Source organism: Gordonia sesuvii (assembly GCF_036350415.1).
In the GTDB taxonomy this organism is placed as follows: Bacteria; Actinomycetota; Actinomycetes; order Mycobacteriales; family Mycobacteriaceae; genus Gordonia; species Gordonia sesuvii.
In genome coordinates this window covers 240,720-263,800 of sequence record NZ_JAZDUF010000006.1, presented here as the reverse complement: position 1 = coordinate 263,800, position 23,081 = coordinate 240,720, and the positions used below count along the sequence as shown (strand labels likewise).

General features: G+C 65.8%; 21 protein-coding genes and 1 tRNA gene. 7 read left to right on the top strand and 15 right to left on the bottom strand.

Going from position 1 to position 23,081, the window contains the following annotated elements; translation table 11 throughout:
* Positions 1 to 75: 75 nt before the first annotated feature.
* Positions 76 to 1,314 carry a zinc metallochaperone AztD gene (gene aztD / locus VZC37_RS19705; RefSeq protein ID WP_330434984.1) on the bottom strand — a complete coding sequence of 413 codons (1,239 nt, stop codon included), beginning with the start codon at positions 1,312 to 1,314 and terminating at the stop codon, positions 76 to 78.
* Between the two features lie 103 nt (positions 1,315 to 1,417).
* On the opposite strand from aztD, the gene VZC37_RS19700 reads away from it, so the two are divergent.
* Positions 1,418 to 1,903, top strand: a complete 486-nt coding sequence (locus VZC37_RS19700; RefSeq protein WP_330434882.1) for a hypothetical protein — start codon at positions 1,418 to 1,420, stop codon at positions 1,901 to 1,903.
* A 74-nt stretch (positions 1,904 to 1,977) separates the two neighbouring features.
* Here VZC37_RS19700 and VZC37_RS19695 read toward each other — a convergent pair whose 3' ends face one another.
* Together VZC37_RS19695 and rpsA are read right to left on the bottom strand one after the other, a co-directional pair.
* On the bottom strand, positions 1,978 to 2,397 hold the full coding sequence (locus tag VZC37_RS19695) for a hypothetical protein (protein ID WP_330434880.1): 420 nt from the start codon (positions 2,395 to 2,397) through the stop codon (positions 1,978 to 1,980).
* 188 nt (positions 2,398 to 2,585) lie between these two features.
* Positions 2,586 to 4,046, bottom strand: coding sequence for a 30S ribosomal protein S1 (rpsA, locus tag VZC37_RS19690; RefSeq protein ID WP_330434878.1), 1,461 nt, complete (start codon positions 4,044 to 4,046; stop codon positions 2,586 to 2,588).
* 189 nt (positions 4,047 to 4,235) lie between these two features.
* On the opposite strand from rpsA, the gene VZC37_RS19685 reads away from it, so the two are divergent.
* Together VZC37_RS19685 and VZC37_RS19680 are read left to right on the top strand one after the other, a co-directional pair.
* Positions 4,236 to 4,781, top strand: a complete 546-nt coding sequence (locus VZC37_RS19685; protein WP_330434875.1) for a 2'-5' RNA ligase family protein — start codon at positions 4,236 to 4,238, stop codon at positions 4,779 to 4,781.
* A gap of 66 nt (positions 4,782 to 4,847) precedes the next feature.
* Positions 4,848 to 5,951, top strand: a complete 1,104-nt coding sequence (locus tag VZC37_RS19680) for a methyltransferase domain-containing protein (protein ID WP_330434873.1) — start codon at positions 4,848 to 4,850, stop codon at positions 5,949 to 5,951.
* Here the strand turns inward: VZC37_RS19680 and VZC37_RS19675 are convergent.
* Complete coding sequence (locus VZC37_RS19675) at positions 5,938 to 8,871, bottom strand: ATP-binding protein (RefSeq protein ID WP_330434872.1); 2,934 nt, start codon at positions 8,869 to 8,871, stop codon at positions 5,938 to 5,940. The two genes, VZC37_RS19680 and VZC37_RS19675, sit on opposite strands and share 14 nt — an antisense overlap.
* A gap of 154 nt (positions 8,872 to 9,025) precedes the next feature.
* Between VZC37_RS19675 and VZC37_RS19670 the strand changes: the two genes are divergently transcribed.
* A complete protein-coding gene (locus VZC37_RS19670) occupies positions 9,026 to 9,316 on the top strand; it encodes a hypothetical protein (RefSeq protein WP_330434870.1) in 291 nt (96 codons plus the stop codon).
* Between the two features lie 42 nt (positions 9,317 to 9,358).
* Complete coding sequence (locus VZC37_RS19665; protein ID WP_330434869.1) at positions 9,359 to 10,192, top strand: class I SAM-dependent methyltransferase; 834 nt, start codon at positions 9,359 to 9,361, stop codon at positions 10,190 to 10,192.
* A gap of 92 nt (positions 10,193 to 10,284) precedes the next feature.
* Here the strand turns inward: VZC37_RS19665 and VZC37_RS19660 are convergent, their stop codons facing one another.
* The 6 genes from VZC37_RS19660 to VZC37_RS19635 all read right to left on the bottom strand — a co-directional run bounded on the left by VZC37_RS19660 (position 10,285) and on the right by VZC37_RS19635 (position 17,161).
* Positions 10,285 to 11,058, bottom strand: a complete 774-nt coding sequence (locus tag VZC37_RS19660) for an amino acid ABC transporter ATP-binding protein (RefSeq protein ID WP_330434867.1) — start codon at positions 11,056 to 11,058, stop codon at positions 10,285 to 10,287.
* Positions 11,045 to 12,007, bottom strand: a complete 963-nt coding sequence (locus VZC37_RS19655; RefSeq protein ID WP_330434864.1) for an amino acid ABC transporter permease — start codon at positions 12,005 to 12,007, stop codon at positions 11,045 to 11,047. The genes VZC37_RS19660 and VZC37_RS19655 overlap by 14 nt, the downstream gene beginning before the upstream one ends.
* Positions 12,008 to 12,010: 3 nt before the next feature.
* Positions 12,011 to 12,928 carry an ABC transporter substrate-binding protein gene (locus VZC37_RS19650; RefSeq protein ID WP_330434862.1) on the bottom strand — a complete coding sequence of 306 codons (918 nt, stop codon included), beginning with the start codon at positions 12,926 to 12,928 and terminating at the stop codon, positions 12,011 to 12,013.
* Positions 12,929 to 13,102: 174 nt separating this feature from the next.
* A complete protein-coding gene (gene polA, locus VZC37_RS19645; RefSeq protein ID WP_431309453.1) occupies positions 13,103 to 15,865 on the bottom strand; it encodes a DNA polymerase I in 2,763 nt (920 codons plus the stop codon).
* Between the two features lie 43 nt (positions 15,866 to 15,908).
* Entirely contained in the window at positions 15,909 to 16,481 is a 573-nt protein-coding gene (locus tag VZC37_RS19640) for a GNAT family N-acetyltransferase (protein ID WP_330434860.1), read from the bottom strand.
* A gap of 59 nt (positions 16,482 to 16,540) precedes the next feature.
* On the bottom strand, positions 16,541 to 17,161 hold the full coding sequence (locus tag VZC37_RS19635) for an ANTAR domain-containing response regulator (RefSeq protein WP_330434858.1): 621 nt from the start codon (positions 17,159 to 17,161) through the stop codon (positions 16,541 to 16,543).
* A 140-nt stretch (positions 17,162 to 17,301) separates the two neighbouring features.
* Here VZC37_RS19635 and VZC37_RS19630 point away from each other — a divergent pair.
* Positions 17,302 to 17,378, top strand: a tRNA-Leu gene (locus VZC37_RS19630).
* A 141-nt stretch (positions 17,379 to 17,519) separates the two neighbouring features.
* Here the strand turns inward: VZC37_RS19630 and VZC37_RS19625 are convergent.
* The 3 genes from VZC37_RS19625 to VZC37_RS19615 all read right to left on the bottom strand — a co-directional run bounded on the left by VZC37_RS19625 (position 17,520) and on the right by VZC37_RS19615 (position 20,375).
* A complete protein-coding gene (locus tag VZC37_RS19625; protein ID WP_330434856.1) occupies positions 17,520 to 18,434 on the bottom strand; it encodes a hypothetical protein in 915 nt (304 codons plus the stop codon).
* The gene (locus VZC37_RS19620; protein ID WP_330434854.1) at positions 18,431 to 19,057 is read right to left on the bottom strand and encodes a DUF6932 family protein; all 627 of its coding nucleotides are present in this window, start codon (positions 19,055 to 19,057) and stop codon (positions 18,431 to 18,433) included. The genes VZC37_RS19625 and VZC37_RS19620 overlap by 4 nt, the downstream gene beginning before the upstream one ends.
* A gap of 478 nt (positions 19,058 to 19,535) precedes the next feature.
* Positions 19,536 to 20,375 carry a hypothetical protein gene (locus VZC37_RS19615; protein ID WP_330434852.1) on the bottom strand — a complete coding sequence of 280 codons (840 nt, stop codon included), beginning with the start codon at positions 20,373 to 20,375 and terminating at the stop codon, positions 19,536 to 19,538.
* A gap of 137 nt (positions 20,376 to 20,512) precedes the next feature.
* On the opposite strand from VZC37_RS19615, the gene VZC37_RS19610 reads away from it, so the two are divergent.
* Positions 20,513 to 21,379, top strand: a complete 867-nt coding sequence (locus VZC37_RS19610) for a hypothetical protein (RefSeq protein ID WP_330434851.1) — start codon at positions 20,513 to 20,515, stop codon at positions 21,377 to 21,379.
* 222 nt (positions 21,380 to 21,601) lie between these two features.
* Here VZC37_RS19610 and VZC37_RS19605 read toward each other — a convergent pair whose 3' ends face one another.
* Positions 21,602 to 22,129 (bottom strand): hypothetical protein, encoded by a 528-nt coding sequence (locus tag VZC37_RS19605; RefSeq protein WP_330434849.1) that lies wholly within the window; start codon positions 22,127 to 22,129, stop codon positions 21,602 to 21,604.
* The gene (locus tag VZC37_RS19600) at positions 22,126 to 22,944 is read right to left on the bottom strand and encodes a class I SAM-dependent methyltransferase (protein ID WP_330434847.1); all 819 of its coding nucleotides are present in this window, start codon (positions 22,942 to 22,944) and stop codon (positions 22,126 to 22,128) included. Before VZC37_RS19600 ends, VZC37_RS19605 begins: the two co-directional genes overlap by 4 nt.
* Positions 22,945 to 23,081: the final 137 nt, after the last annotated feature.

Genomic DNA, 23,081 nt, shown 5'->3' with positions numbered 1-23,081 from the left:
CTCGCCACCTCGTTCCGTTCCCGCTGCACCGTTCGATGCAGCGGGAACGAAAGGAGTCCGCAAGAGCGAGCAGGATCAGCCGGTGACGCCGGTGAGCTCGATCGTCGGCTGCGACAGGTCCGCCTGTGCGACCTCCTCACCGGTGGTCACGTTCACCGCGGTCACCGTCTGGGCGTTCGGGTCGGTGACGTAGGCGACGTCGCCCTGCACGTGGACGTTCGGCATCGGAGACTGCCACTCGTCCGGCTCGGTCCACGCGTCGATCACGGGAATCGACCGGATCTGCTCGGCGCTGACCGGGTCGTAGACGTAGAGCGAACCGTCGGTCCCGAGGATCACGGCCTCCCCGCCTGGCCCGCGCTCGATCGAGCGGAAGCTGTAGCTGGACGGGAACGGCACGATGCGCAGCTCGCCGGTGCGGGTGTCGGTGAGGGTGAACTGGTTCGGTCGTTCCAGTTCGGCGTTCTCGTCGACCTTGTAGTCGCCGAGCACGATCGGGGATTCCTCGGAGCCGGCCTGGTTGCCGATCCGGCCGTAGCCGTCGGGACTCTGCACCTTCTGGATCTCGTTGCCGCGCACGATGAGGATGCCGTCCTGGCACCCGAACGTGAGCACACCGTCGGCAGCCGCGGCCTCGCCATGTACGCCGGGGCACTGATCGTTGCTCGCGATCTCGTTGCGCTCCGAGTCGAGGATCGCGATCCCGCTGCGCTCCTCCTCGTTACCCCGGGTGACCACCAGGCTCCCGTCCTCGCGGAACACGGCGACGCCGTGGTGCGGTTCCGGCACGGTGAACTCGGTGGACTCGGCGTTGCCGCGCAACAACTCCGCGGGCTCGACGATGTCGACCTCGCCGGTGCCGTCGCTGAACAGGGTGATCCGCGAGTCATGTGGCACCACGTGACCGGGCTCCTCACCGCCGAAGGTCATGTCGGTCATCGTTGGCTCAGAGGTGTAGTAGTGCCCGTGGTCGCCGTGCTGCCGGGTCCACGTACCCATGTCGAGGACGCGGAACCCGCCGGTCTCCGACACGAACACGTTGCGCCCGTTGTCGGCGGTATTGAGGCGGATGAACCCCTCGGTGGGGATGTCGGCGACCTGCTCGAGATTCTCGGCGTCCAGGACAAGGATCCCGCCGTCGTAGCTGAGCGCCAGACGCGGTGTCGCGCTCTGCTGTTCGACCGGCCCTTCGGAGGGAGCCGCGGGGCTGCTGGAGGTGGATTCGCCGGTGTCGGAGCCGCAGCCGACCAGAGCGATCGCCGCTGCTGTGGTGAGCGCGACGGTGGATGTCAGTTTTGTCCGTGAAAAGTGCACGCCGGACAGTGAACTCACTGATGAAAATCATTGTCAAATAACAATGAGTGCATGGAACACACAAAGCGTTGACCACCTCCGACGTGACTGACACGCTCGGCACATGACCACACCGCCCAGCCGACTCCGTCACCGCACGCAGCGGTCAGTGATACCGGCGCCGGCCGAGGCGGTGTGGGAGCGGGTCGCCGGCATGGACGGCATCAACGACGAACTGATGCCGTACATGCGGATGGTGCTGCCCTGGCGGCACCGGGGAAAGACGCTGTCCGACATCGAGGTCGGCATGACGGTGGGCAAGGTGCCGTTGCTGTTCGGCGGAATCCTGCCGCTGGACTACGACGACCTGACCATCGTCGAGTTAGAGCCCGGAAGCGGTTTCCGCGAAGAGTCTTCGATGGCATCGATGAAGGTCTGGCACCATGCCAGACGGCTGACCGCCCTGTCAGAGCAGAGCACCGAGGTGATCGACGACCTGGCGTTCCGCCCTCGACTCCCCCTGCGCCCGCTCACGCCGGTGCTGGTGTGGTTCATCGGCCATCTCTTCCGTCACCGGCACCGGAAACTCATGGCGCACTTCGCCGGCTGAGCCGATCCCGGAACGCGACGACTCCCCGGCTCGACGTGAGCCGGGGAGTTCTCGTGTCGACTACGTGCGCTAAGTCAGGAACCTGTGTTGGGCACGCAGATCTCTGAGGAGCCCAGATCGATGACATGAGCGTCAAAGACAACCGGTGCCATGTCCGACGATGCGGCCTGAAGGGCCCGAACCTCGTAGTCGCCCGGCCCTGGCGGCGTCCAGGTGGTGGACACCATTGCGCCATTCGGGGTGAATTCGCCCAGCTCCATCCAAGCTCCCCCACTCTCCCGCCACTCCAACGAGACGGGATCGGTGTTGTTCAAACCCGTAACGGTGGCAGTGAGGGTGTACTCGCACGCCAGGGACGGCCCCGCAGCCGTTATCTCGTCAATATCCGCCGTCGCCGGAGCGGACACCGCCAAGGTCGATGCAGTAGTGCACGCAATCGCCGCCAGTGCCATGGAGGTCCGACGCAGACAACGCCGACCCACGATCTCAGTCATCATCTCTCCTTGGTTGTGGATGCCGTAGAAATTTCACGACAGTCACGACAGTAACAATGCAGGAGTGATTCAGATCACATTTGCCGGTTTTATGTCACCTGAGGCGCAGTGCGACAGTATCCGCACAACAACACCTCCCCGGCTCGATGACGAGTCCGGGGAGGTGTTGTTTGCGGTTGGCGAACCTATCAGGCGTTGCCCGACAGCTTCTCGCGGAGCGCGGCGAGCTGCTCGTCGCTGGCCAGCGAGCCACCCGATGCGGCCGGAGCGCTGGCGGCGCTGCGGCTCTCGGATGCCGACGAGTAGTCCGACGGGGCGTTGGCGGCCTCGGCGGCGGCAGCGGCGAACTTCTCCATCTGAGCGGTGTGCATCTTGTGGCGACGCTCGGCCTCGGCGTACCGGGCCTCCCATGCCTCACGCTGCTGCTCGAAGCCCTCGAGCCACTCGTTGGTCTCCGCGTCGAAGCCCTCGGGGAAGATGTAGTTGCCCTGCTCGTCGTAGCTGTCGGCCATGCCGTACTTCGACGGGTCGAACTCTTCGGTGTAGTCCTCGTTGGCCTGCTTGAGGCTCAGCGAGATCCGGCGACGCTCGAGGTCGATGTCGATGACCTTGACCATCGCGTCGTCACCGACGGAGACGACCTGATCCGGCACCTCGACGTGGCGCTCGGCCAGCTCGGAGATGTGGACCAGACCCTCGATGCCCTCGTCGACACGGACGAACGCACCGAACGGCACGAGCTTGGTGACCTTGCCCGGAACGATCTGACCGATCGCGTGGGTGCGGGCGAACTGACGCCACGGATCTTCCTGGGTGGCCTTCAGCGACAGCGACACGCGCTCGCGGTCCAGGTCGACGTCGAGGACCTCGACGGTGACCTCGTCGCCCACGGCGACAACCTCGGACGGGTGATCGATGTGCTTCCAGGACAGCTCCGAGACGTGGACCAGACCGTCGACGCCGCCGAGATCGACGAACGCACCGAAGTTGACGATCGAGGACACGACGCCCTTGCGGACCTGGCCCTTCTGCAGCTGGTGCAGGAACTCGCTGCGGACCTCGGACTGGGTCTGCTCGAGCCATGCGCGGCGCGACAGGACCACGTTGTTGCGGTTCTTGTCGAGCTCGATGATCTTGGCCTCGATCTCCTTGCCGATGTACGGCTGCAGATCGCGGACGCGGCGCATCTCCACCAGCGACGCCGGGAGGAAGCCACGCAGGCCGATGTCCAGGATCAGGCCGCCCTTGACGACCTCGATGACGGTGCCCTTGACGGCCTCGTCCTTCTCCTTGAGCTCCTCGATGGTGCCCCACGCACGCTCGTACTGAGCGCGCTTCTTGGACAGGATCAGGCGGCCTTCCTTGTCCTCCTTGGTGAGGACCAGGGCCTCGACCTCGTCACCGACGTTGACGACCTCGTTGGGGTCGACGTCGTGCTTGATCGACAGTTCGCGGGAAGGGATGACGCCTTCGGTCTTGTAACCGATGTCGAGCAGAACCTCGTCCCGATCGACCTTGACGATGGTGCCTTCCACGATGTCGCCATCGTTGAAGTACTTGATCGTGGAGTCGATGGCGGCGAGGAAGTCCTCCGCCGAGCCGATGTCATTGACGGCTACTTGCGGCGAGGTGATCGTGGGGGACGACATATGTTGAGAGGCTCCGGACAGGTGTGTAGTAGGTACAGTTTTTTTCAGTGTGGATCGGCACGAACCGTCGGGCGGATGTCCACCTGCGAAGGCATGCTGAACCGCGCGTTATAGAGCCCACGCGCGTGAGCAAGCGTACTCCAGGGCCGTTGTGCTGGGCAAATGCCGTCCACCGAGGAGATGAGGCACGTGGTCCATTCGATCGAACTTCTGCTCGACGAGACCGCTGACCAGCGAGTACGCGACGAATGGGCGTCCCTCGCCGATGCCGGGCTGCCGCATCAGGGCTCGATCCGATCCTCCAGCAATCGTCCACATGTCACGCTGATCGCCGCGCAGCATCTGACCCCGGGAGTCGATGAGGCCCTGGCCCCGACGAGTCTACGGCTGCCGATCGCGATGACGCTCGGCGCGCCGATCCTGTTCGGGCCGCACCGTCGCACCACCCTCGCACGGCTGGTGGTCCCGTCGACCGAACTGCTGTCCGTGCACGCCCAGACCGCGCGGCTCGCCGGTGATCACGTCGGCGACGACGAGTCCGCGATGATGCCGCACAGCGCACCGGGCCGGTGGACTCCCCACGTGACGCTCGCACGTCGACTCGACCCGGAGCAATTGCGGGAGGCGCTGACTGTGCTCGACGGCAGGGCGCTCATCACCGGCGAGTTCGTCGGCATTCGACACTGGGACAGCGACGCCAAGGTCGAGACGCTGCTCGCCGGCCGCGCATGCTGAGCGGCCGAGAATGGTCGGTAGCCGCGTGAGAGTGATCTGAGAGATGCCCGGCGCATCGTTTCGGGCATGACCACAGAAACGCCCTCCCCCACGTCCGCATCGACTGCCCCCAGCGCCGACGCCTTCGCCGAACGGTTGTTCACCGCCGCACTCGCCACCGTCGAAACCATGAGCATCTACCTGGGCGACCGCCTGGGTTGGTACACCGCCCTGGTCGAGCACGGTCCTCTCACCGTCGACGAACTCGCCGACCGGACCGGCACGAGCCTCCGGTACGCCCGGGAGTGGCTCGAGATGCAGGCCGCCTACAGCATTCTCGACGCCGATCTGTCGGCCGACCCGATCCGATTCGGCATCTCACCGGGTGTCGCCGAAGTCCTCACCGACACGAACAGCCTCGCCTATCTGGGAGCGTTGCCGAGAATGAACGCGGCCGCCTTCGCCAAGCTCCCGGAGTTGCTGGACGCCTACCGCACCGGCGGCGGGGTCAGTTGGGAGGAGCTGGGCGTGGATGCACGCGAGTCCCAGGCCGCGCTCAACCGACCGTGGTTCGACCGTGAACTCGCACCGGCACTCGCCAAGGTCGAGCACCTGCACGAGCGGCTGTCGCATCCGGGCGCGGTGATCGCCGACATCGGCTTCGGTGGCGGCTATTCGACGATCGCCCTCGCCAAGGCGTACCCGGAGGCCCGCTTCGTCGGACTCGACGTCGACCAGGCATCCGTGGAGATGGCACGACGCAACGCCGCCGCGGCGGGCGTCGACGGCCGAGTGCGCTTTGTGCTCGCCGATGGCGCCGAGGCTGCGGCGAGCGGTCCGTTCGACGCGGCGTTCGCGTTCGAATGCATCCACGACATGCCGCGGCCGGTCGAGGTGCTCGCCGCGGCTCGGGCGGCGCTCGCACCGGGTGCAACGATGGTCGTCATGGACGAGGCGGTGTCCGACGAGTTCGCCGGTCCGGCAGACGATCTCGACAAGCTGATGTACGGCTTCTCGCTGTTCGTCTGTCTCCCCGACGGGATGAGTTCACCGCCGTCCGTGGCGACCGGCACCGTGATGCGTCCGTCGACGCTGCGGAGCTACGCCACCGAGGCGGGCTTCGGCCGGGTCGACGTGCTGCCGATCGAGGACTTCGCGTTCTTCCGGTTCTACGAACTCATCCCGGACTGAGTGCGGCGAGCGCCGACGCGACCACGTCGGACGCCGAGCGGGCGGCGCCGCGTTTCATCAGGGTCTCGAGCACCTCGTCACCGAGGTCGGCACGTAAACCTCGGAGCGCGGCGTCGAGTCGCTGGGCGTCGGTTCCGTACGCCCCGGCCCCGGTGATCTCGTCTGATCGTCGGATCGCCCCGAGCAGTTCCGCGGCGGCGTCGCCGCGATCGAGTCGGATCAGCACGTCGACGACGGTTCGCAGCGACACCCACTGATGTGTCCAGTTGCCGGCGTCGCGCCAGTGGCAGAGGACGTCGGAGAACAGTCGTGCGGCTATCTCGGGTTGGCCACTGCGGGCTTCGATCGACGCCCGCGACACCAGGGCGACACCCAGCAGGTATCGATCGCCGTTGCGCTGAGCCCCGGCGATGGCGTCGTCGAGCAGATCGGCGGCCGATGCGGGATCGGTGTCGAGGATGCACTCACCGGCGCAGTATCGGGCCCAGGCCGCGACCGTGATCTCCCCCGCGGCCGCACAGGTGTCGGCGATCCGCAGGGATGCCTGGTGGGCGGCAGTCCCTTCGCCCCGATATGAATCCATCAGGAGCACGCACAGGTCGGCCATTCGTCCGGCGCCCGGCATGTCCGCGTCGTTCGCCGCGCCGCGGAAGTTCTCCGCACACCGATACATCATGTCCAGATCGCCCTGGAACAGACCCACTTCGACCGACATCATGTGGAGGTAGACGGCCACGGCGGGTGCCGGCCGACAGGACAGACCCGTGCGCACATGGTCCTTTGCCGCCGACAGGTCGCCGTCGAAGCGGGCTCCTGCCGCGGCGATCGCCCAGGCTGCGCCGGAACCGTCAGCCTTGTCAGCGGCGGAATCGCGGGCAGCGCGCACACGCCGCGACCACTCGGTGACCTCGGTGCTCATCGTCAGTTCGAGGTACGGAATGACGCCCTGCAGCAGCCGCTCCCCCAACGCCGGATCGTGGTCACACGCGTGGTCGACGGCCTGGCGCACGTCGTCGAGGTGGGTTGCCACAACGGTGGCGGCCTCCACATGCCCGGGACCGAAGAGTTCCCGACCGAGGGGCGCGATGCGGTCGGCCGTCAACTGCGCGTGGGCCGCTCGGGTCGACGCCAGACCACCACGATCCGCGAGTTCCTGGATGCCGAAGACTCGCAAGGTCTCCAACATCCGATAGTCCGTGCCGTCGGCCGACAACATCGAGGTGTCGACCAGTTCGGCGATGGCGTCGGCCACGTCGACACGGTCCATCACACCGCTCATGTCCGCCAGTGTTTCCGCGTCGTCGAGGTCGAACCGCGACGGGAAGACGGCAATCGTGTCGAACAGGATTCGCGCCGGATCGGTGAGGAGCGTGTAGGACCAGTCCACCAGCGCGTGCAGGCTCCGATGCCGCGGGTCACCGCCGCGGGCACTGCGCAGAATGCGGAACCGCCATTGCAGCCGATCCACCAGCGCCGCGGGCGGGATCGCGCGGGTCTTGGTGGCGGCGAGTTCGACGCCCAACGGCAAACCGTCGAGCCGCCGGCAGATCTCGGCCACCGCCGCGTGGTTGCCGTCGGTGAGTTCGAAACCGTTGTCTCGCGCCGCCGCACGCGCGCAGAACAGTCGCACGGCGGGCGCTTGGGCGGTTTCGGCCGGCGACGCGTCGGGCGATGGCACGGCGAGCGGGTCGAGCACCCACACCTGTTCGACGTCCACCCCCAGCGGGACCCGCGATGTCGCGACCACCGCGACGTCGCGACATCGCGCGGTGACCGCCCGCGCCACGTCGGCCGCGGCGTCGGCGACGTGTTCGCAATTGTCGAGGATCAGCAATCCGGCACGGGTCGACAGGGATTCGACCAGAGCGTCCAGCGCGGTGAGGTCGCGGCGTGGGGCACTCTGCGTCGCCGATGCCACGCTGTGGACCACGTCGTCGGCGGTCTGGACACCGGCCAGCTCCGCCGTCCACACCGTCTCCCGGTGACGTCCGAGTTCCCGGACGAGCGCGGTCTTACCCACCCCGCCGGGGCCGAGAACGGTCACCAGCGCGCCGGGTCGTAGTCGGGCCGCGAGGTCGGCGAGTTCGGCTGTCCGTCCGATGATCCGCTGCTCGACGGGTCGTGCGGCGACGCGGCGCGGGCGCTCCGGAGGGTGTTCGCCGGCGAGGATCTCTTCGTGCAGTGCTCGCACGCTCGCCGCGGGTTCGGTTCCCAGGTCTGTCGACAATCGTTGCCGGAGTTGGCGATACACTTCGAGCGCATCGGCGGGACGGTCCGCCTGCCACAGGGCCTGCATCCGGAGCAGGTGGACACTCTCGCGGTACGGGTGTTCGGCGGCGACACCATCGAGCCTGCTCGCCGCATCCACCGGGTTCCCGGACCGCAGCAACGCCTCCGCACTCGCTTCGGCGAGGCGTGCTCGAACCTGCTCGAGCGCCTCGACATCCGCGCGGGCCCAGGGCTCGTCGGCGAACTCACCGTAGGGCGTGCCGCGCCAGAGCTGTTCGGCCGCGTCGAACGACGCGAGCGCGGCGATCGGGTCGGCATCGGCCACCGCGCAGCCTGCCCGGAAGCGATCCATGTACAGCAGGGAGTCGAGGTCGGCGCGATCGACCTTCAGCGAGTAGCCGGGAGCGGCGGTCACGATCCGCAACCGCTCACCGGCACCCCGGTCGCGGAGTTGGGCCCGAAGCCGGAAGACCAGGTTGTGCAACGCGGATTCGGGATTCGCGGGCAACGTGCGGGGCCAGAGGATCTCGGCGAGCCAGTCGACGTCGGCTGCGGCGTTGGCGTGGGAGGCGAGCGCGGCGAGCAGACACCGGAGCCGCGGACTGCCGAACTGATCGGCACGCGCGTCTGCTCGCGCCGGTACATCGACCGGACCCAGGAGCAGCAGGCTGACCACGCGAGATTCTATCATCGCGGGCGTGGGGAAAGTGGGGACGAATCCGTGGCGCGAGTACCACCGAAGGCGACTGAGGTACGGCGTGTGGATTCTGTTGATCACCGCCACCGTCTCACTCGCTTTCGGTCTGTACGGGCTGTCGTATGACTCTTCCTGTGGCGGGGAGACGATGACCACCGAGGATCGGTGTCTCGACAACGCCGACGGCGGAGAAGAACTCATCACGCCGTCCGAGTTTCCTCCGATCCCGGACCCATCGGTCGATGCTGCTGCTCTCGGGCCGGGCGACAAGATCCCGATGATCTCGTTTCCCGATGTCGGTCGGACGATGGACGAACAGGCCGCCGCCAACCGCCGATCTGCCGAGGCGCTGATCTGGATCGGGTTGGCCATCTGGTCCGTGGCCGCCTGCTACGGACTGTGGCGCCTCGCGCGATGGGGTCGTCCGCAGCGAATCTGACCGTGGGCGCGCCTATCACGAGCCGTCGTTAGACTTGCCGGCATGAGCGAGGAGTCCGGCGAACCGACCCATCGCCCGCCTCGCGTACTCGGTCCCGTCGACTCGACGACCAGCGATCGCGCGAATCGCTGGTGGTGGGATCACGACGCCGAGAACTACCACGCCGAACACGGTTCATTCCTGGGCGCGCACGCTGCCGGCGGTGACTTCGTCTGGTGTCCCGAGGGCCTGCGGGAGGCCGACATCGGTCTGCTCGGCGACATCGCCGGCCGCGACATCGTCGAAGTGGGCTGCGGGTCGGCTCCGTGTGCGCGGTGGCTGGCGGCGCACGGCGCGCGAGCGGTCGGCGTCGATCTGTCGCGTCGCATGCTCGGCGTCGGGATCGCGGCGATGGATGCCGACGGGCGGCGGGTACCGCTGGTACAGGCGACCGCGGAGGCGTTGCCGTTCGCTGACGCTTCGTTCGACATCGCGTGTTCGTCGTTCGGGGCCGTGCCGTTCGTCGCCGACTCGGCCCATGTGATGGCCGAGGTAGCGCGGGTGCTGCGGCCCGGCGGCCGGTGGGTGTTCGCAGTGAACCATCCGATGCGGTGGATGTTCCTCGACGACCCGGGACCCGACGGCCTGATCGTCCAGATCCCCTACTTCGACCGCACCCCGTACACCGAGGTCGACGCGTCCGGCGCCATCACCTACGTCGAACACCACCGTACGATCGGCGACCGGGTCCGTGAGATCCGTTCCGCCGGGCTGATACTCGATGACATCGTCGAACCCGAATGGCCGGAGGGCTTCGATCAGGTGTGGGGGCAGTGGAGTCCGTTCCGTGGCCAGTACTTTCCGGGAACGGCCATCTTCTGCTGCACCAAGCCCTGACCTCTCCCCAGGATTCGCCCCAGGTGACCGTACGCATCACCGCTCAGCGTGTCCGACTGGATTATCCAGTCGACGACGCTGAGCGGTGATGTCTACAACAGCTTCGACAAGAATCCCTGCGTCCGCTCGTGTTGCGGGTTTGCGAGGACCTCGCGGGGATCGCCCTTCTCCACGACGATGCCGCCGTCCATGAACGCCAGTTGGTCGGCGACCTCACGGGCGAAGCCCATCTCGTGGGTGACCACGACCATCGTCATGCCGCTGGCGGCGAGTTCACGCATCACGCTGAGCACCTCGCCGACCAGCTCGGGATCGAGCGCCGACGTCGGCTCGTCGAACAGCATCAGCTTCGGCTCCATCGCCAGCGCACGAGCGATGGCGACACGCTGTTGCTGGCCGCCGGACAGCTGCGCGGGGTAGGTGTCGGCCTTGTCGGCGAGGCCGACCCGGTCGAGCAGTGACCGCGCCCGCTCGGTGGCGTCGGCCTTGCTCTGCTTCTTCACCTGGGTCGGCGCCTCGATCACGTTCTCCAGTGCTGTCCGGTGCGGGAACAGGTTGAAATGTTGGAACACCATGCCGATGTCACGGCGCTGCTTGGCCGCGTCCTTCGGGCTCATCTCGTGGAGTTTGTCGCCGCGTTCGCGGTAGCCGATGAGATCGCCGTCGACGTAGAGCCGTCCGGCGTTGACCACCTCGAGGTGATTGACACACCGCAGGAAGGTCGACTTGCCGGAGCCCGACGGGCCGATCAGGCACAGCACCTCGCCGCGCCCGACCTGCAGCGTGATGCCCTTCAGCACCTGCAGCGAGCCGAAGTTCTTGCACACCCGGTCGGCCTCGACCATGGGGCGTTCAGCGACGCTCATCGCTCTCCCCCTCTGCAATCGCCGTGTTCGGTTTGGCCGCTAGGGCTTTCAGCTGCCGGGCGGTCATCTGCCGACTGGCGCCCTTCGAGTAGTAGCGCTCCAGGTAGTACTGGCCGACCATCAGGATGCTGGTGATCGCCAGATACCAGCTGGACGCCACCAACAGCAGCGGGATGGGCTCGAAGTTGACCCCGGAGATGTCCCGCGCACGTCCGTAGAGCTCTCCGGTGAACGGCACCGCCGCCACAAGGCTGGTGGTCTTCAGCATGCTGATGACCTCGTTGCCCGTCGGCGGGATGATGACCCGCATCGCCTGCGGCAACACCGTGCGTCGCATCGCCAGCGACCACGACATCCCGAGCGCGACCGACGCCTCCATCTGCCCTTCACCGACCGATGACACACCCGCACGCACGATCTCGGCCATGTAGGCGGCCTCGTTCAGCGCGAGACCGATCATCGCGAAGATGAACGCCGAATACAGCGCCTGCATGTCGAAGTGCGCGAACTGCACGACGAACGGGATGCCGAGGTCGATCTGCTTGTAGATGGACGGGAACAGACCCCAGAACACCAGCTGGACGTACACGGGTGTGCCGCGGAAGACCCACAGGTACACCCACGACGTGTAACGCAGCACCGGGTTCGACGACAGGCGCATCACCGCGAGGACCACGCCCAACACGATCGCGATGATCATCGCCAGCACCGTCAGCACCAGCGTGTACCACATGCCGGACAGAATCCGGGTGTCGAACAGGTACCGCGCGTAGGTGTCCCACGCGTAGGCGCTGTTCGTCGCGGCGCCGTAGACGAACAGCACCACGAGGACCAGCACCACCGCTGCCGCCGCCCACTGGCCGGGATGGCGCAGGGGTACCGCCTTGATGGGTTCGGGCTCGTTGGTTCGGTCTTCGTGTCCGGTCGAACCGGTGGGTGGAGCCGTCACGCGTCAGCTGACCGCACCGTTGATGACCGATGTCGGGATGGTCCCGGCCTCCAGGCCCCAGTGTTCGGCAATAGCCTGGTACTGGCCGTTGTCGATGAGGTACTGGACCGCCTGCTGCAGAGCAGGTCCGAGCGCAGAGCCCTTCTGCACCGGGTAGCCGTAGGGAGCCGAATCGAACACGCCACCCGCGGGCTCGAGGTCGCCGTTGGACCGCTTGATGGCGTAGGCGGTGACCGGGGAGTCGGCGGACATGGCATCCACCCGACCCAGCATCAGCGCGTTGGTCGCCTCGTCCTGGCTGTCATAGCGCACCTTGTCGATCGCAGGCTGTCCGGCGTCGACGCAGGCCTGGCTCTTCGCCGGGATCTCGTCGGTGTCCTCGTAGGTGGTCGACTGCACGGCCACGCGCTTGCCGCAGGCGTTGTTCGGGTCGATACCCGCGCCGACCTGCTGGGCCCACTGGACACCCGCGCTGTAGTAGGTCACGAAGTCGACCTGCTGCTCACGTTCCTTGGTGTCGGTGAACGACGACATGCCGACGTTGTACGTCCCCTGCTGGACCGACGGAATGATGGTGTCGAACTGGGCTTCTCGATACTGCGGGGTCAACCCGAGCACACTCGCGACGGCGTTCATCACGTCCACGTCGAAGCCGATGATGTTGCCGTCGCGATCCTTGAACTCGTTCGGTGCGTACGGCACGTTCACGCCGACGATCAGCTGCCCGGATTCGCGGATCGGCGCGGGCACCACATCGGCGATCTCGGCCACCGGATCGACCGCCACGCTGGTCGGCGAGATGTCGGCGCCGGCGCCGCCCTCGCTCTCCTCGTTGTTCGAACATCCGGCCAACGCGAGGACCAGGATCGCGAAGAGTGCGGTGAGCACCCCGAACGGTCGCGACGATCGCAGAAAACGCATCAGAAACCCCATCTTTCGCTTCCCCCACACACATGTGCATGAGCGGGTGTGCGCACACCGAGAGACGCCGGGCGGCAGTCATCGACGCACTCGTTGAACAGTAGTGGCTCCGGCGCCAACGCACCGGGCGGTTACGAGAGATTTACGCCATGGCAAGCGGGACGCGAAGGATCGTCAATGCGCGGCGTCGTCCCAGGACCTGCCGAAACCGACCGAAACCTCCAGCGGCACCGACAAACTGATCGCGTTGCCCATTTCTTCGCGGACCACCTTCTCGGCCGTCTCGCGCTCGCCCGCTGCCACCTCGACGACGAGTTCGTCGTGCACCTGCAGCAGCATCCGCGACCGCAGACCTTCGTCGCGCAGCCGCGCGTACACGTTGATCATCGCCACCTTGATGATGTCGGCGGCGGTGCCCTGAATGGGAGCGTTGAGCGCCATCCGCTCGGCGGCCTGCCTGCGCTGCCAGTTGTCGCTGTTCAGGTCGGGCAGGTAGCGGCGCCGCCCGAACAGCGTCGCCGTGTACTCGTTGCGGCGTGCCTCGTCGACGACGTTGTGGAGATAGTCGCGGACACCGCCGAACCGGGCGAAGTAGGCCTCCATCTGTTCCTTGGCCTCGTCGCGGCTGATCTTGAGCTGGGCGGCGAGACCGAACGCGCTCAACCCGTAGGCGAGGCCGTACGACATCGCCTTCACCCGATGACGCATCTCGGTGGTGACCTCGTCGATCGGCACGCCGAACGCGCGCGACCCGACGAAATTGTGCAGATCCTCGCCGGTGTTGAACGCCTCGATCAGGCCCGCGTCCTCCGACAGATGCGCCATGATCCGCATCTCGATCTGGCTGTAGTCGGCGGTCATCAGACACTCGTAGGCGGTGTCGCCGGCCGCCGGGCCGCCGGCGCCGGCCACCACGAATCCCTCGCGGATCTGGCGGCCGGCCTGGGTGCGCACCGGGATGTTCTGCAGGTTGGGTTCGGTCGACGACAGGCGTCCGGTCGCCGCGATGGTCTGGTTGAAGGTGGTGTGCACACGCCCGTCGTCGGCGACCGACTTCAGCAGGCCGTCGACGGTGACCTTCAACCTGGTCGCGTCCCGGTGCTCGAGCAGATGCGCGAGGAACGGGTGCTCGGTCTTCTCGTACAGACCCTGCAGCGCATCGGCGTCGGTGGTGTAGCCGGTCTTGGTCTTCTTCGTCTTCGGCATGTCGAGCTTGTCGAAGAGGACGGTCTGCAGCTGTTTGGGCGAGCCCAGGTTGATCTGTTCGCCGATCACCTCGTATGCGGCGTCGGCCGCGGTCCGGATGCGTTGGGAGAAGTCGGCTTCCAGCTCCCCGAAGTGGTCGACGTCCACGGCGATCCCGGCGGCCTCGAGTTCGGCGAGCACGAACGACAGCGGCAGCTCCATCTCGGTGAGCAACGGCAGCGAGTCGATGCGTTCGAGTTCGGTGTCGAGGGTGTCGGCGAGCTCGGCCACCGCGCGGGCCTCGAGCATCTGCTGCTCCGCGTGCTTGGCGTCGCCACCATCGTCGTCGAGCAGTGACATCTGGCCGTCGTCGGGCGCGGTGTCGTCGCGCAGTTCGCGGCGGAGATACCGCAGCGCGAGATCGTCGAGGTTGAAGGTGCGCTGACCCGGGCGCACGAGGTAGGCGGCCAGCGACGTGTCGCTGGTGACCCCGGCGAGGGTCCAGCCGCGGGCCCGCAGGGCGTGGACCGCCCACTTCGCCTCGTGCAGCGCCTTCGGTCGTTGCGGGTCGGCCAGCCACGCGGCCAGCGCCTGCTCGTCGTCGGCGTTCACCGACGGTACGTCGATATAGGCGGAGGTCTCGTCGGCCGCGGCGATGGCCAGGCCGGTCGCATCGGCGCCGACGACGACGTGCGGGGAGGTCACCGCGACGCCGCTGCGGCCGGTGGTCGTGTGCTCATCGAGCCAGGCACGCACCTCTCCCGGCGCCAGGACGGTGCCGTCGAGGTCGAAGCCCGACTCCGCCTCGGGTTCCACCGATGTCAACGTCGAGAACAGCCGGTCCCGCAGGACACGGAACTCCAGGTCGTCGAACAGTTGATGGATGCGGTCGCGATCCCAACCGACCATCGCGAGATCGTCCGGTCCCGACGGCAACTGCATGTCCCGGACCAGCTCGGTGAGCTGCCGATTCGTCTGCACCGACGCGAGGTGGGTACGCAACGCGTCGCCGACCTTCCCGCGGACCTCGTCGACGTGATCGACCAGCGACGCGAGGGAACCGTACTCGCGGATCCACTTGGAGGCGGTCTTCTCCCCGACTCCCGGGATGCCCGGCAGGTTGTCGCTCGGGTCGCCGCGCAGAGCGGCGTAGTCGGGATACTGCGCCGGCGTCAGCCCGTACTTCTTCTCCACCTCGGCGGGTGTGAAGCGGGTCAGGTCGGACACCCCCTTGCGGGGGTACAGCACAGTGACCGAGTCGTCGACGAGTTGGAGCGAGTCCCGATCCCCCGTGACGATCACCACGCGGTACCCCAGCGCCTCGGCCTGCGTGGCCAGGGTGGCGATGATGTCGTCGGCCTCGTACCCCTCGATGGCCATCACCGGCACACCGAGCGCGTCGAGAACTTCCTTGGTCAGGTCGACCTGCCCGTTGAACTCGTCCGGCGACTTGGACCGCTGCGCCTTGTACTCGGGGAACATCTCCGACCGGAAGGTCTTGCGGGACACGTCGAAGGCGGCCGCGATGTGGGTGGGCTCCTCGTCGCGCAGCAGATTGATCAGCATCGAGGTGAACCCGTAGACCGCGTTGGTGGTCTGACCGGTCGCGGTCTTGAAGTTTTCGGCAGGTAGCGCAAAGAACGCGCGGTAGGCCAACGAGTGCCCGTCGAGCAGCATCAGCAGTGGGCGTTCGGACGCGCTGCCGCCCGGTGACTTCTTCGCGGGGGCGGTGGGACTCTTCGCGGGACTCACCCCAGTGAGTCTAGTGACCCGACCCGACAGGATCGGCCGGGCGTCAGCCCTGCCGATACATCGGCCACACCGTCGGCCCACCGCGGGGAAGGGTGATCTCGCCGGTCACGGTGAACCCGAATCGCTCGTAGAGCGGGACGTTGGCCTCGTTGGAGCTCTCCAGGTAGGCGGGGGCGTCGACGCGCTCGAGCCCGGCCTCCAGGAGGGCGGTCCCGACGCCCATGCCGCGCACCGGGGCACCGACCTGTCCCAGATACCAGTGCGGTTCTTTGGGACGGTGCTTGGTGAACTCCTGCTCGAGCATCTGGCCCAGCGGCATACGACCACGCAGTGCACGAGCGAATCCCACCATCGAGCCGATCTGGCTGGCCGCAGAGATCTTGTGCCCCGGTGGATCCCAGACGGCGGCACCCACCGCCACCCCGTCGCGCATCGCGACGTCGACCGACGACGAGTCGCCGTGCACCCAGCGCAGCAGGGTGCCGAAGATCAGCTTGTGGTGCCGGGTGTCGGGCTGCAGCCAGACCGTCACCGGGTCCTCGGCGAAGGCCTGGGCGAGGACTGCGGCCACCAGGTCGCGGTCGTGCGAACTCGTCACGGTGATGGTGGGGGCCATGGGTCCCACGGTATTCGTCGACGACCCGTCGGAGAAGCGGTCTCCTCCGGGGTGCGATGTCAGCCGGCGGGCCCCAGGGTTTCCACGACGACCTGCGCGACGGCCTTCATCGTCGTCCGCCGATCCATCGCCGCGCGCTGAATCCACTTGAATGCCTCGGGTTCGGTCATCGACTGCTTCTCCATCAGCAGCCCCTTGGCCCGTTCGACCAGTTTGCGCGTTTCGAGACGTTCGGTGATCGTCGCGACCTCCTTCTCGAGCGCGACGACCTCGTGGTATCGGCTGACCGCCACCTCGATCGCGGGCACCAGGTCGGCCTTTGTGAACGGTTTCACCAGGTATGCCATCGCGCCGGCGTCGCGGGCCCGCTCGATGAACTCACGCTGGCTGAACGCGGTCAGCATCACCACCGCGGCGAGCTTCTTCTGCGCGATCTCCGACGCGGCGTCGATGCCGTCGCGGACGGGCATCTTCACGTCCATGATCACCAGATCCGGCGACAGACTTTCGGTGAGTTCGACCGCCACCTGACCGTTCGGCGCCTCGCCGACCACCTCGTAGCCTTCTTCGCGGAGCATCTCGATCAGATCCATCCGGATCAACGAGTCGTCCTCCGCCACGAGCACCCGGTGCGTCGTCTGTTCGCCGGTCTGAGCCGCAGCCCTGTCTGCCACCGTCACATCCCCTCCTCGGAACGCTCTACCCCTGACCAGCACATCCAACGGAGCTGATGCGAGCAGAGTACCGGTTGCCTGGTGCGCGGGCTGATCATCTAGAGTGGACTGTCGCGGCTCCCGCAGCACGTCGGCGCACCGCGGATGCCCTCGTAGCCCAATTGGCAGAGGCAACGGATTCAAAACCCGTCCAGTGTGAGTTCGAGTCTCACCGAGGGCACCACGAAACCCCTTTCCGGGGGCTTCGTCGCGCACAAGCCGTGCGTACGCTGATGCACCTGTAATCGCGGGCATAGCTGTAGGCACCAGACATGAAGAATCCGCCACTCCTGGCAGTTGGCACGGTGGCGCAGTTGTTGGCTATCTACGAAGTTTGACGAGCATTCGCCGCACTATCTTCCGGCAAAATCTCGTCACTTCCAAGCTGACGAACAAACGTCCACTTCTCATCAGTTCGTTCACCGAACTTGTCCTCCGCGCGCGAGTAGCGCACGCGTAATCGCAGATACTCCCCGATTCGCAATTGACCCACGATCGACGCCGGCACCTCAGTTATCTCGGGGCGAGTCTTCGCTACTTTGAGGCGCACTTTTCCTGCGCCGTCGAGTGCGTCCACCGCACCGGCTAGTGAGACTTCGGAGACCTTCGGTACCCGCTCGAACAGCGCACGGGCATTGCTGCGTCCCCGTTCGCTAACCCGCGATACACGGCGACCACCCGATGACTCCAAAAGGTCCAATTCCAACTCGGCGTCAGCATCATCGAGTGACGCGGCAAGCTGACGCACACGATCATGCAATCCGCGCTGATTGGCAGTCTGGGCAGGCAACTGTTGCGGACGCTGCTCAAGGGTGTCGTGCAGGTCTAGCACTCGCCGAACGGTCGCTTCCAGCACCTCTGGCAAGACGTGCATCTCGCCGCCCGCGACGGTCGGAGCGGCTGGTCGCACGTGCATTACCAAGCTGCCCTCGCTCAACTGGCCCACACCTATGCGCAGCTCATCATCCAAGACGCCACTCGGCGCCGCAGCGGTGATCTCGTTCTGCAGTTTGATGAGCACGTCGGCAGCTTTGGCGTCGAGTTCTGCGGCGTGGAATCGCGTACCGATCAAACGCACGTCCAAGAACGGCGACAGCACTGCGCTCGGATCGAACTGTTGCAGACCTTCCAGCAACGATCGCCGCATGTACGACGAGGGGGACTCGTCGTCAAGCTCGAAGAAGTCGTCAGCTACCTCGGCGCCTTCAAAGGCTTCGGGATACAGATCGCGCAAGTTCACGGGATCATCACCTCCAGGTAGCCGCGCCGTGTCTCACATTCTTCCACTGTCGGCGCTTCGCGTACCGCGTCATCGAGTCGGCATCGCTGCCAGAAGTCATCCATCTTGCCCCTGACCTCGAAGTATGCAGCATCAACAGCACGCAGGCCACCTGCGCTGAAGATGCCCGGCACCGGGCGCCACTCGATCGGAAACACTTCAACGTCAAATCGGCGCTTGATTGACCCACGGTCTTGGGTAAGCCGTTTCAGGCCCTTGGTGCGCACTCGCTCCGCGACGACTCCGTTGACCACAGGACTGACGTCAATGTCAGCCGGATCTAGCTTGCCGGAAGCGTAGCTTCCCGCGATCCAAACGGACTTGAGCAAATCGTCTGCATCGTCTGCGCCATCAATCAGCAGCTGCCATTCCACGAGGTAGCGGAGAAGCGAATCGAACAGCTTCCGTCGAGTCGTACTGCTGTCGAACTCTCGACTGTGGACAAAGCGATCGGCAAACTCCGGCAGTGTGCACCGGTAGCGGCCTGGGGGCAGGTGACCATCCTCACTCAATGACGGAATCACCTCCGTTTCATACCAGACCCTCAGGTATGCGCATACATGGCGCGCGTCATTCGAACGCATATTCGCATGCGTCTCCGACATCCTCGGTCAACCGCTGCCGCACCTCATGTGCCCGGCCCTCACTCCTCCGGCCACCGTCGATTCGATGCCCGCCACGCAACGTCTTGCCGGGCGATCGGCACCCGTGCTCGGCAATTTCGGCAGATCGGATCAATCCCAGACCGTCAAGGAATACGGCCCGCGTACTCGATGATCAGCGCAGCCGGCAACTTTCTGGCCCACCGTATACAGCAGGAAGAGTATTACTGAAAATCTAATTTGCTCCATGTAATTCAGAGTTCTGATCTCGCAGCCCGGCCAACTCTGCAGCCGACCCTCCGTCGGTCCCGACTCGCGAGTCAACGGGCAACTATCGTCGATCCGTCGAGGCTCTGTGCATCGCCACTCCTTGCCTGGACTCCCTCGCCGCAACTGTCACAGGCTGCGTTCCGCGCCACCACAATCGATTACCGCTACACGATAGGCGGTACCAGACGGGTCAAGCGGAATCGTCCCCTGCCCGTTGGGACTGCAGGAGCAATCGAACCGAATCAGCGTCGAGCTCCTGCCAGCCTTCGCCGAACTCCTCGCTGCCAGGGTCAGGCAACTGCGTATCGACGGGAGCCACCATCACCCTGCCGGTCTCGATGAACGGCTCATCACCAACGACCACTTCGCGAGAGAACACGTCCTGATCCAACTGGATAAGCCCCCGCGCGCTCAACCACCGGACGAAGTTCAGCGTCATGACGGTCGTCTCTAGGAGTCGACAGATAAGCGGAGCCGCCGCGCGAAAACGCTCGCGCACTCCCCATGGCTCGACCGCTGCCAGCCGTTCCGAGTCTGCATGAACGACATCGCCATACAGCCAAGCGAACGCCAGCACATTGTCGGAGACGTTCGTGATCGGTTCAGAGCCATCCACTGCCCACCGCTGACTCATGTACGCCTGCGCGTCCTCAGAGTTCGAGTCGAACCGCGACCACTGCGCACTGAACTCGCTGACAAACTGATCGATCTGGTCGGTCGATTTGCCACGCAAGAACCACTTGATCGCCTTCAGCGCCTTGGGACCGTATGCATCTTCATCATTGAGGATGAGCGGACGCAGGCGCGCCGCCGCCGACTCGACCTGTTCCTCGGGCGGCAATTCCTGTGTGAGCGTTGCTTCGCCATCGGAACCGACCATGACCTTCCAAGTCACTGAGCCAATTTTGCTGCACAGCTCGCGATCCTGCGCGAGCGAGTGCGCCTCAACTCGGCGGGCACGAACCACAAACGCCTCGATCCATCCACGGTGGCGCTCGTTCAGTTCGTCATCGCCCCGCGGTGTTCCCATGTCCTGAGAATATCCAGCCCGCCGAGTGTCACCGGGAATCGCGATGATCTGCAGTGGCCTCACGCGACACGCACGTGCACTTGCCGAGAGCGCTCGAACAACTGCGCAGCGTGCGGTACTCGTAGAGCGTGCTCGATGTGATCCTCAGGGTTGGCCCATTCCTCGCCGGAAGCGCCGCGCTCATCGCACTGATCGTCAGTGCGACCACGACAGCACGTCTTCGTCGACAGGAGGAACTGCTACGGGAGGCCGCCGATTCGACGGAGCCACCACACCGCGCGGCGCTCGACGATCTGCACCGTTGGGTCCTCGCCCGCATCCTGGCCCGACAGGTGTGCGGGTGGTGGCGGTTCACATGGCCCTGGCTCGTCTGGGCAGGGATGGTCGCAGTATCCGCCCAGTCGAGCTATTTACTCGCCGAACGCCTCAGCAGGTCACAACCCACCCCACCGAGTGAAGTCCTCGGAGTCTTTACCGGCGACCACGGCCCGTTCGCGATCATGGCGGTGGTGATCTGGCCGATTCTGTTCATGCCCGTCTTCACCTCGCTGGAATGGTCATTGACCCAGCGGGCGTCCATCATCCGGCGCTTCTACCTGACCGGGACCGTGTACCGGCCCGAGCCGTTCCGAGAGTGGGGAAACTTCCCCCGAGGCTCCACGCAATGGAGAACCGTCGGTAAGACCCTGCGCGCGATGATGCCAGCATTCGCAGCGTTTTCGGCTGGGGTGTTCCTCGGCAGTGCGGTGTTTCGTCGACTGCATCCGGACGTCGTGCCGCAGGACCACCCCGGCCTCATGAACCTGAGCGGGTGGGCAATCTTCGCGATGGCCTTCGCAATCACCGCAGTCATGATCATCGTGTCATCGGTGGCCCTCGACGTTGAGGACGCCGCCAGCGAGCCGTCGACCCATCCGCCCAGCGCTTTCGTGCTGCCGCGCAGACGACTCCGCCGACCACGCCGTGAAAACAGATTGACGACAAACGAGCGGGAATCGGATTGAATACGAACTACACGCCGAGATCAGTCACCGCAGGTCGCAACACCCACTCGACCTATCGCCACAGCACCGCGAAGCGCGCTCTGAGAGTTCAAGTCTCACCGAGGGCACCACAAACCCCTGGTAACAGGGGTTTCCTTATGTTTCGAAGCGGCCGGCGGAGCGGACGCACCATTCGCGTCCGCTCCGCAGCAAGGCCGAATTGTGGCCTCCCTCTCGCCAGCTCTAATACCTCCCGGTGACCACGTTGGTCACTTGCACTCGCGAGTTGCAGTCCCCGTCCACGAAACGGACCCGGACGAAGATCTCGTCGGTACCGTCGCGGTCCTCGTTGAGGATGCTGCTCGGCACCACCATCTCCCGGAGATACTCGAGTCCTCGGTTGGAGGCCCGCAGGAAGCCCTCGGTGCCCACCGAGGTGCCCGGGAAGTTCCGGTCGTAGAGGTACTGTTCCTTGCCGTCGTCGCCGAGGACGACATAATGCATTCCGCCGCAACCCCTGTCATTGATATGGGTGACGAATCCGACAGCATCGGGCTGCTGCATCGGATACACGCCGTACACGATGATGCGGTTCTTGCCCGCTCCGGTGATGTTCGAATCGACGATCGACAGCGTGGCGCCCGGGGTTCGAGCCGGTGCCGCGGCTGCCTGTGGCGCCGCGATCTGAGTGGCGAGTCCGAGTCCGGCTGCCAGGGTGAGTGCCGCTCCGATCCGGGAGATCGCGCTTCGGTGTGAGACGCGGGTCCTCATGACCGCACCCCCTCGACGATGCGGTACTCCCAGTCGATCTCGATCCCGCCGGCCGTCGGGCGCTGACGAGATGTCGCGAGTTCGATCAGGTCGGCACGGAGGGCCTCCCGCCCCTGTTCGTCGAGTTTCGCGGCGGCACTGAACGTCGGTCCGTAGTAGCCGAGGAACAGGTCGGCGAACGCGGTCGCGTCGGCGAATCGCACGGTCAGGGTGGCGCAGCGCGAGCTGATCGAGCACACCCGGTCGCCGAACAGGCCTTCGACATAGTCCTGCGATCCCCACAGGGTGGCGGGTCGGGCGCCGGCCGGCGGCGACACGTGTCGGCCCACGGTGGCGAGCATGCCGCCGACGAAGCCTTCGGCAGTCCAGCTGGTGACCACGATCCGGCCGGCCGGTGAGACGACGCGGGTGAGTTCCCGCGCAGCCTGCTCGTGGTCGGCGGCGAACATGATGCCGATCGTCGAGATGCCGACATCGAACGCTCCGTTACCGAAGGGGAGCACCTCGGCCGGCGCTTCGATGAAATCGACATCGACGTGCTCGGCCGCCGCACGGTCACGGGCGATGTCGAGCAGCGCGGGCACATAATCGATGGCGGTGACGGCTGCGCCCTGCCGAGCGGCGGCGAGGGCAGCGTGGCCCGTGCCGGTCGCGATGTCGAGCACACGCTCGCTGGGCACGACCGCCGCGGCCGCGACGGTCGCCTCGTTGACCGGGACGGTGAGCGCCGCGATTCGGTTGTAATCGCCACTGCTCCATACCTGTTGCTGTTTGGCACGAAGCGCGACGGGATCGCCGATGGTTGATGTTGTCATTGTTGGTCCTTCTGTTCGGGGACATCGATGTCCCTGCCGATGACCGGCGGACTGCCGGTACGCCTCTACGATCGGTCTCGCGCAGGCCCGCGATCATCGGGAGAAACTGCCCATCTTCGGGTTGTCGTCCGGTCGTG

Excerpts from the sequence above, each read along its gene's own strand:
- VZC37_RS19615 (WP_330434852.1), bottom strand. The coding sequence starts at position 20,375 with ATGGGAACACCGCGGGGCGATGACGAACTGAACGAGCGCCACCGTGGA.
- VZC37_RS19605 (WP_330434849.1), bottom strand. The coding sequence starts at position 22,129 with ATGAGGACCCGCGTCTCACACCGAAGCGCGATCTCCCGGATCGGAGCG.
- VZC37_RS19650 (WP_330434862.1), bottom strand. The coding sequence starts at position 12,928 with ATGCGTTTTCTGCGATCGTCGCGACCGTTCGGGGTGCTCACCGCACTC.
- rpsA (WP_330434878.1), bottom strand. The coding sequence starts at position 4,046 with ATGTCGTCCCCCACGATCACCTCGCCGCAAGTAGCCGTCAATGACATC.
- VZC37_RS19600 (WP_330434847.1), bottom strand. The coding sequence starts at position 22,944 with ATGACAACATCAACCATCGGCGATCCCGTCGCGCTTCGTGCCAAACAG.
- VZC37_RS19660 (WP_330434867.1), bottom strand. The coding sequence starts at position 11,058 with ATGAGCGTCGCTGAACGCCCCATGGTCGAGGCCGACCGGGTGTGCAAG.
- VZC37_RS19695 (WP_330434880.1), bottom strand. The coding sequence starts at position 2,397 with ATGACTGAGATCGTGGGTCGGCGTTGTCTGCGTCGGACCTCCATGGCA.
- VZC37_RS19700 (WP_330434882.1), top strand. The coding sequence starts at position 1,418 with ATGACCACACCGCCCAGCCGACTCCGTCACCGCACGCAGCGGTCAGTG.
- VZC37_RS19670 (WP_330434870.1), top strand. The coding sequence starts at position 9,026 with ATGACCACCGAGGATCGGTGTCTCGACAACGCCGACGGCGGAGAAGAA.
- VZC37_RS19665 (WP_330434869.1), top strand. The coding sequence starts at position 9,359 with ATGAGCGAGGAGTCCGGCGAACCGACCCATCGCCCGCCTCGCGTACTC.
- VZC37_RS19675 (WP_330434872.1), bottom strand. The coding sequence starts at position 8,871 with ATGATAGAATCTCGCGTGGTCAGCCTGCTGCTCCTGGGTCCGGTCGAT.
- VZC37_RS19680 (WP_330434873.1), top strand. The coding sequence starts at position 4,848 with ATGACCACAGAAACGCCCTCCCCCACGTCCGCATCGACTGCCCCCAGC.
- VZC37_RS19620 (WP_330434854.1), bottom strand. The coding sequence starts at position 19,057 with ATGCGTTCGAATGACGCGCGCCATGTATGCGCATACCTGAGGGTCTGG.
- VZC37_RS19640 (WP_330434860.1), bottom strand. The coding sequence starts at position 16,481 with ATGGCCCCCACCATCACCGTGACGAGTTCGCACGACCGCGACCTGGTG.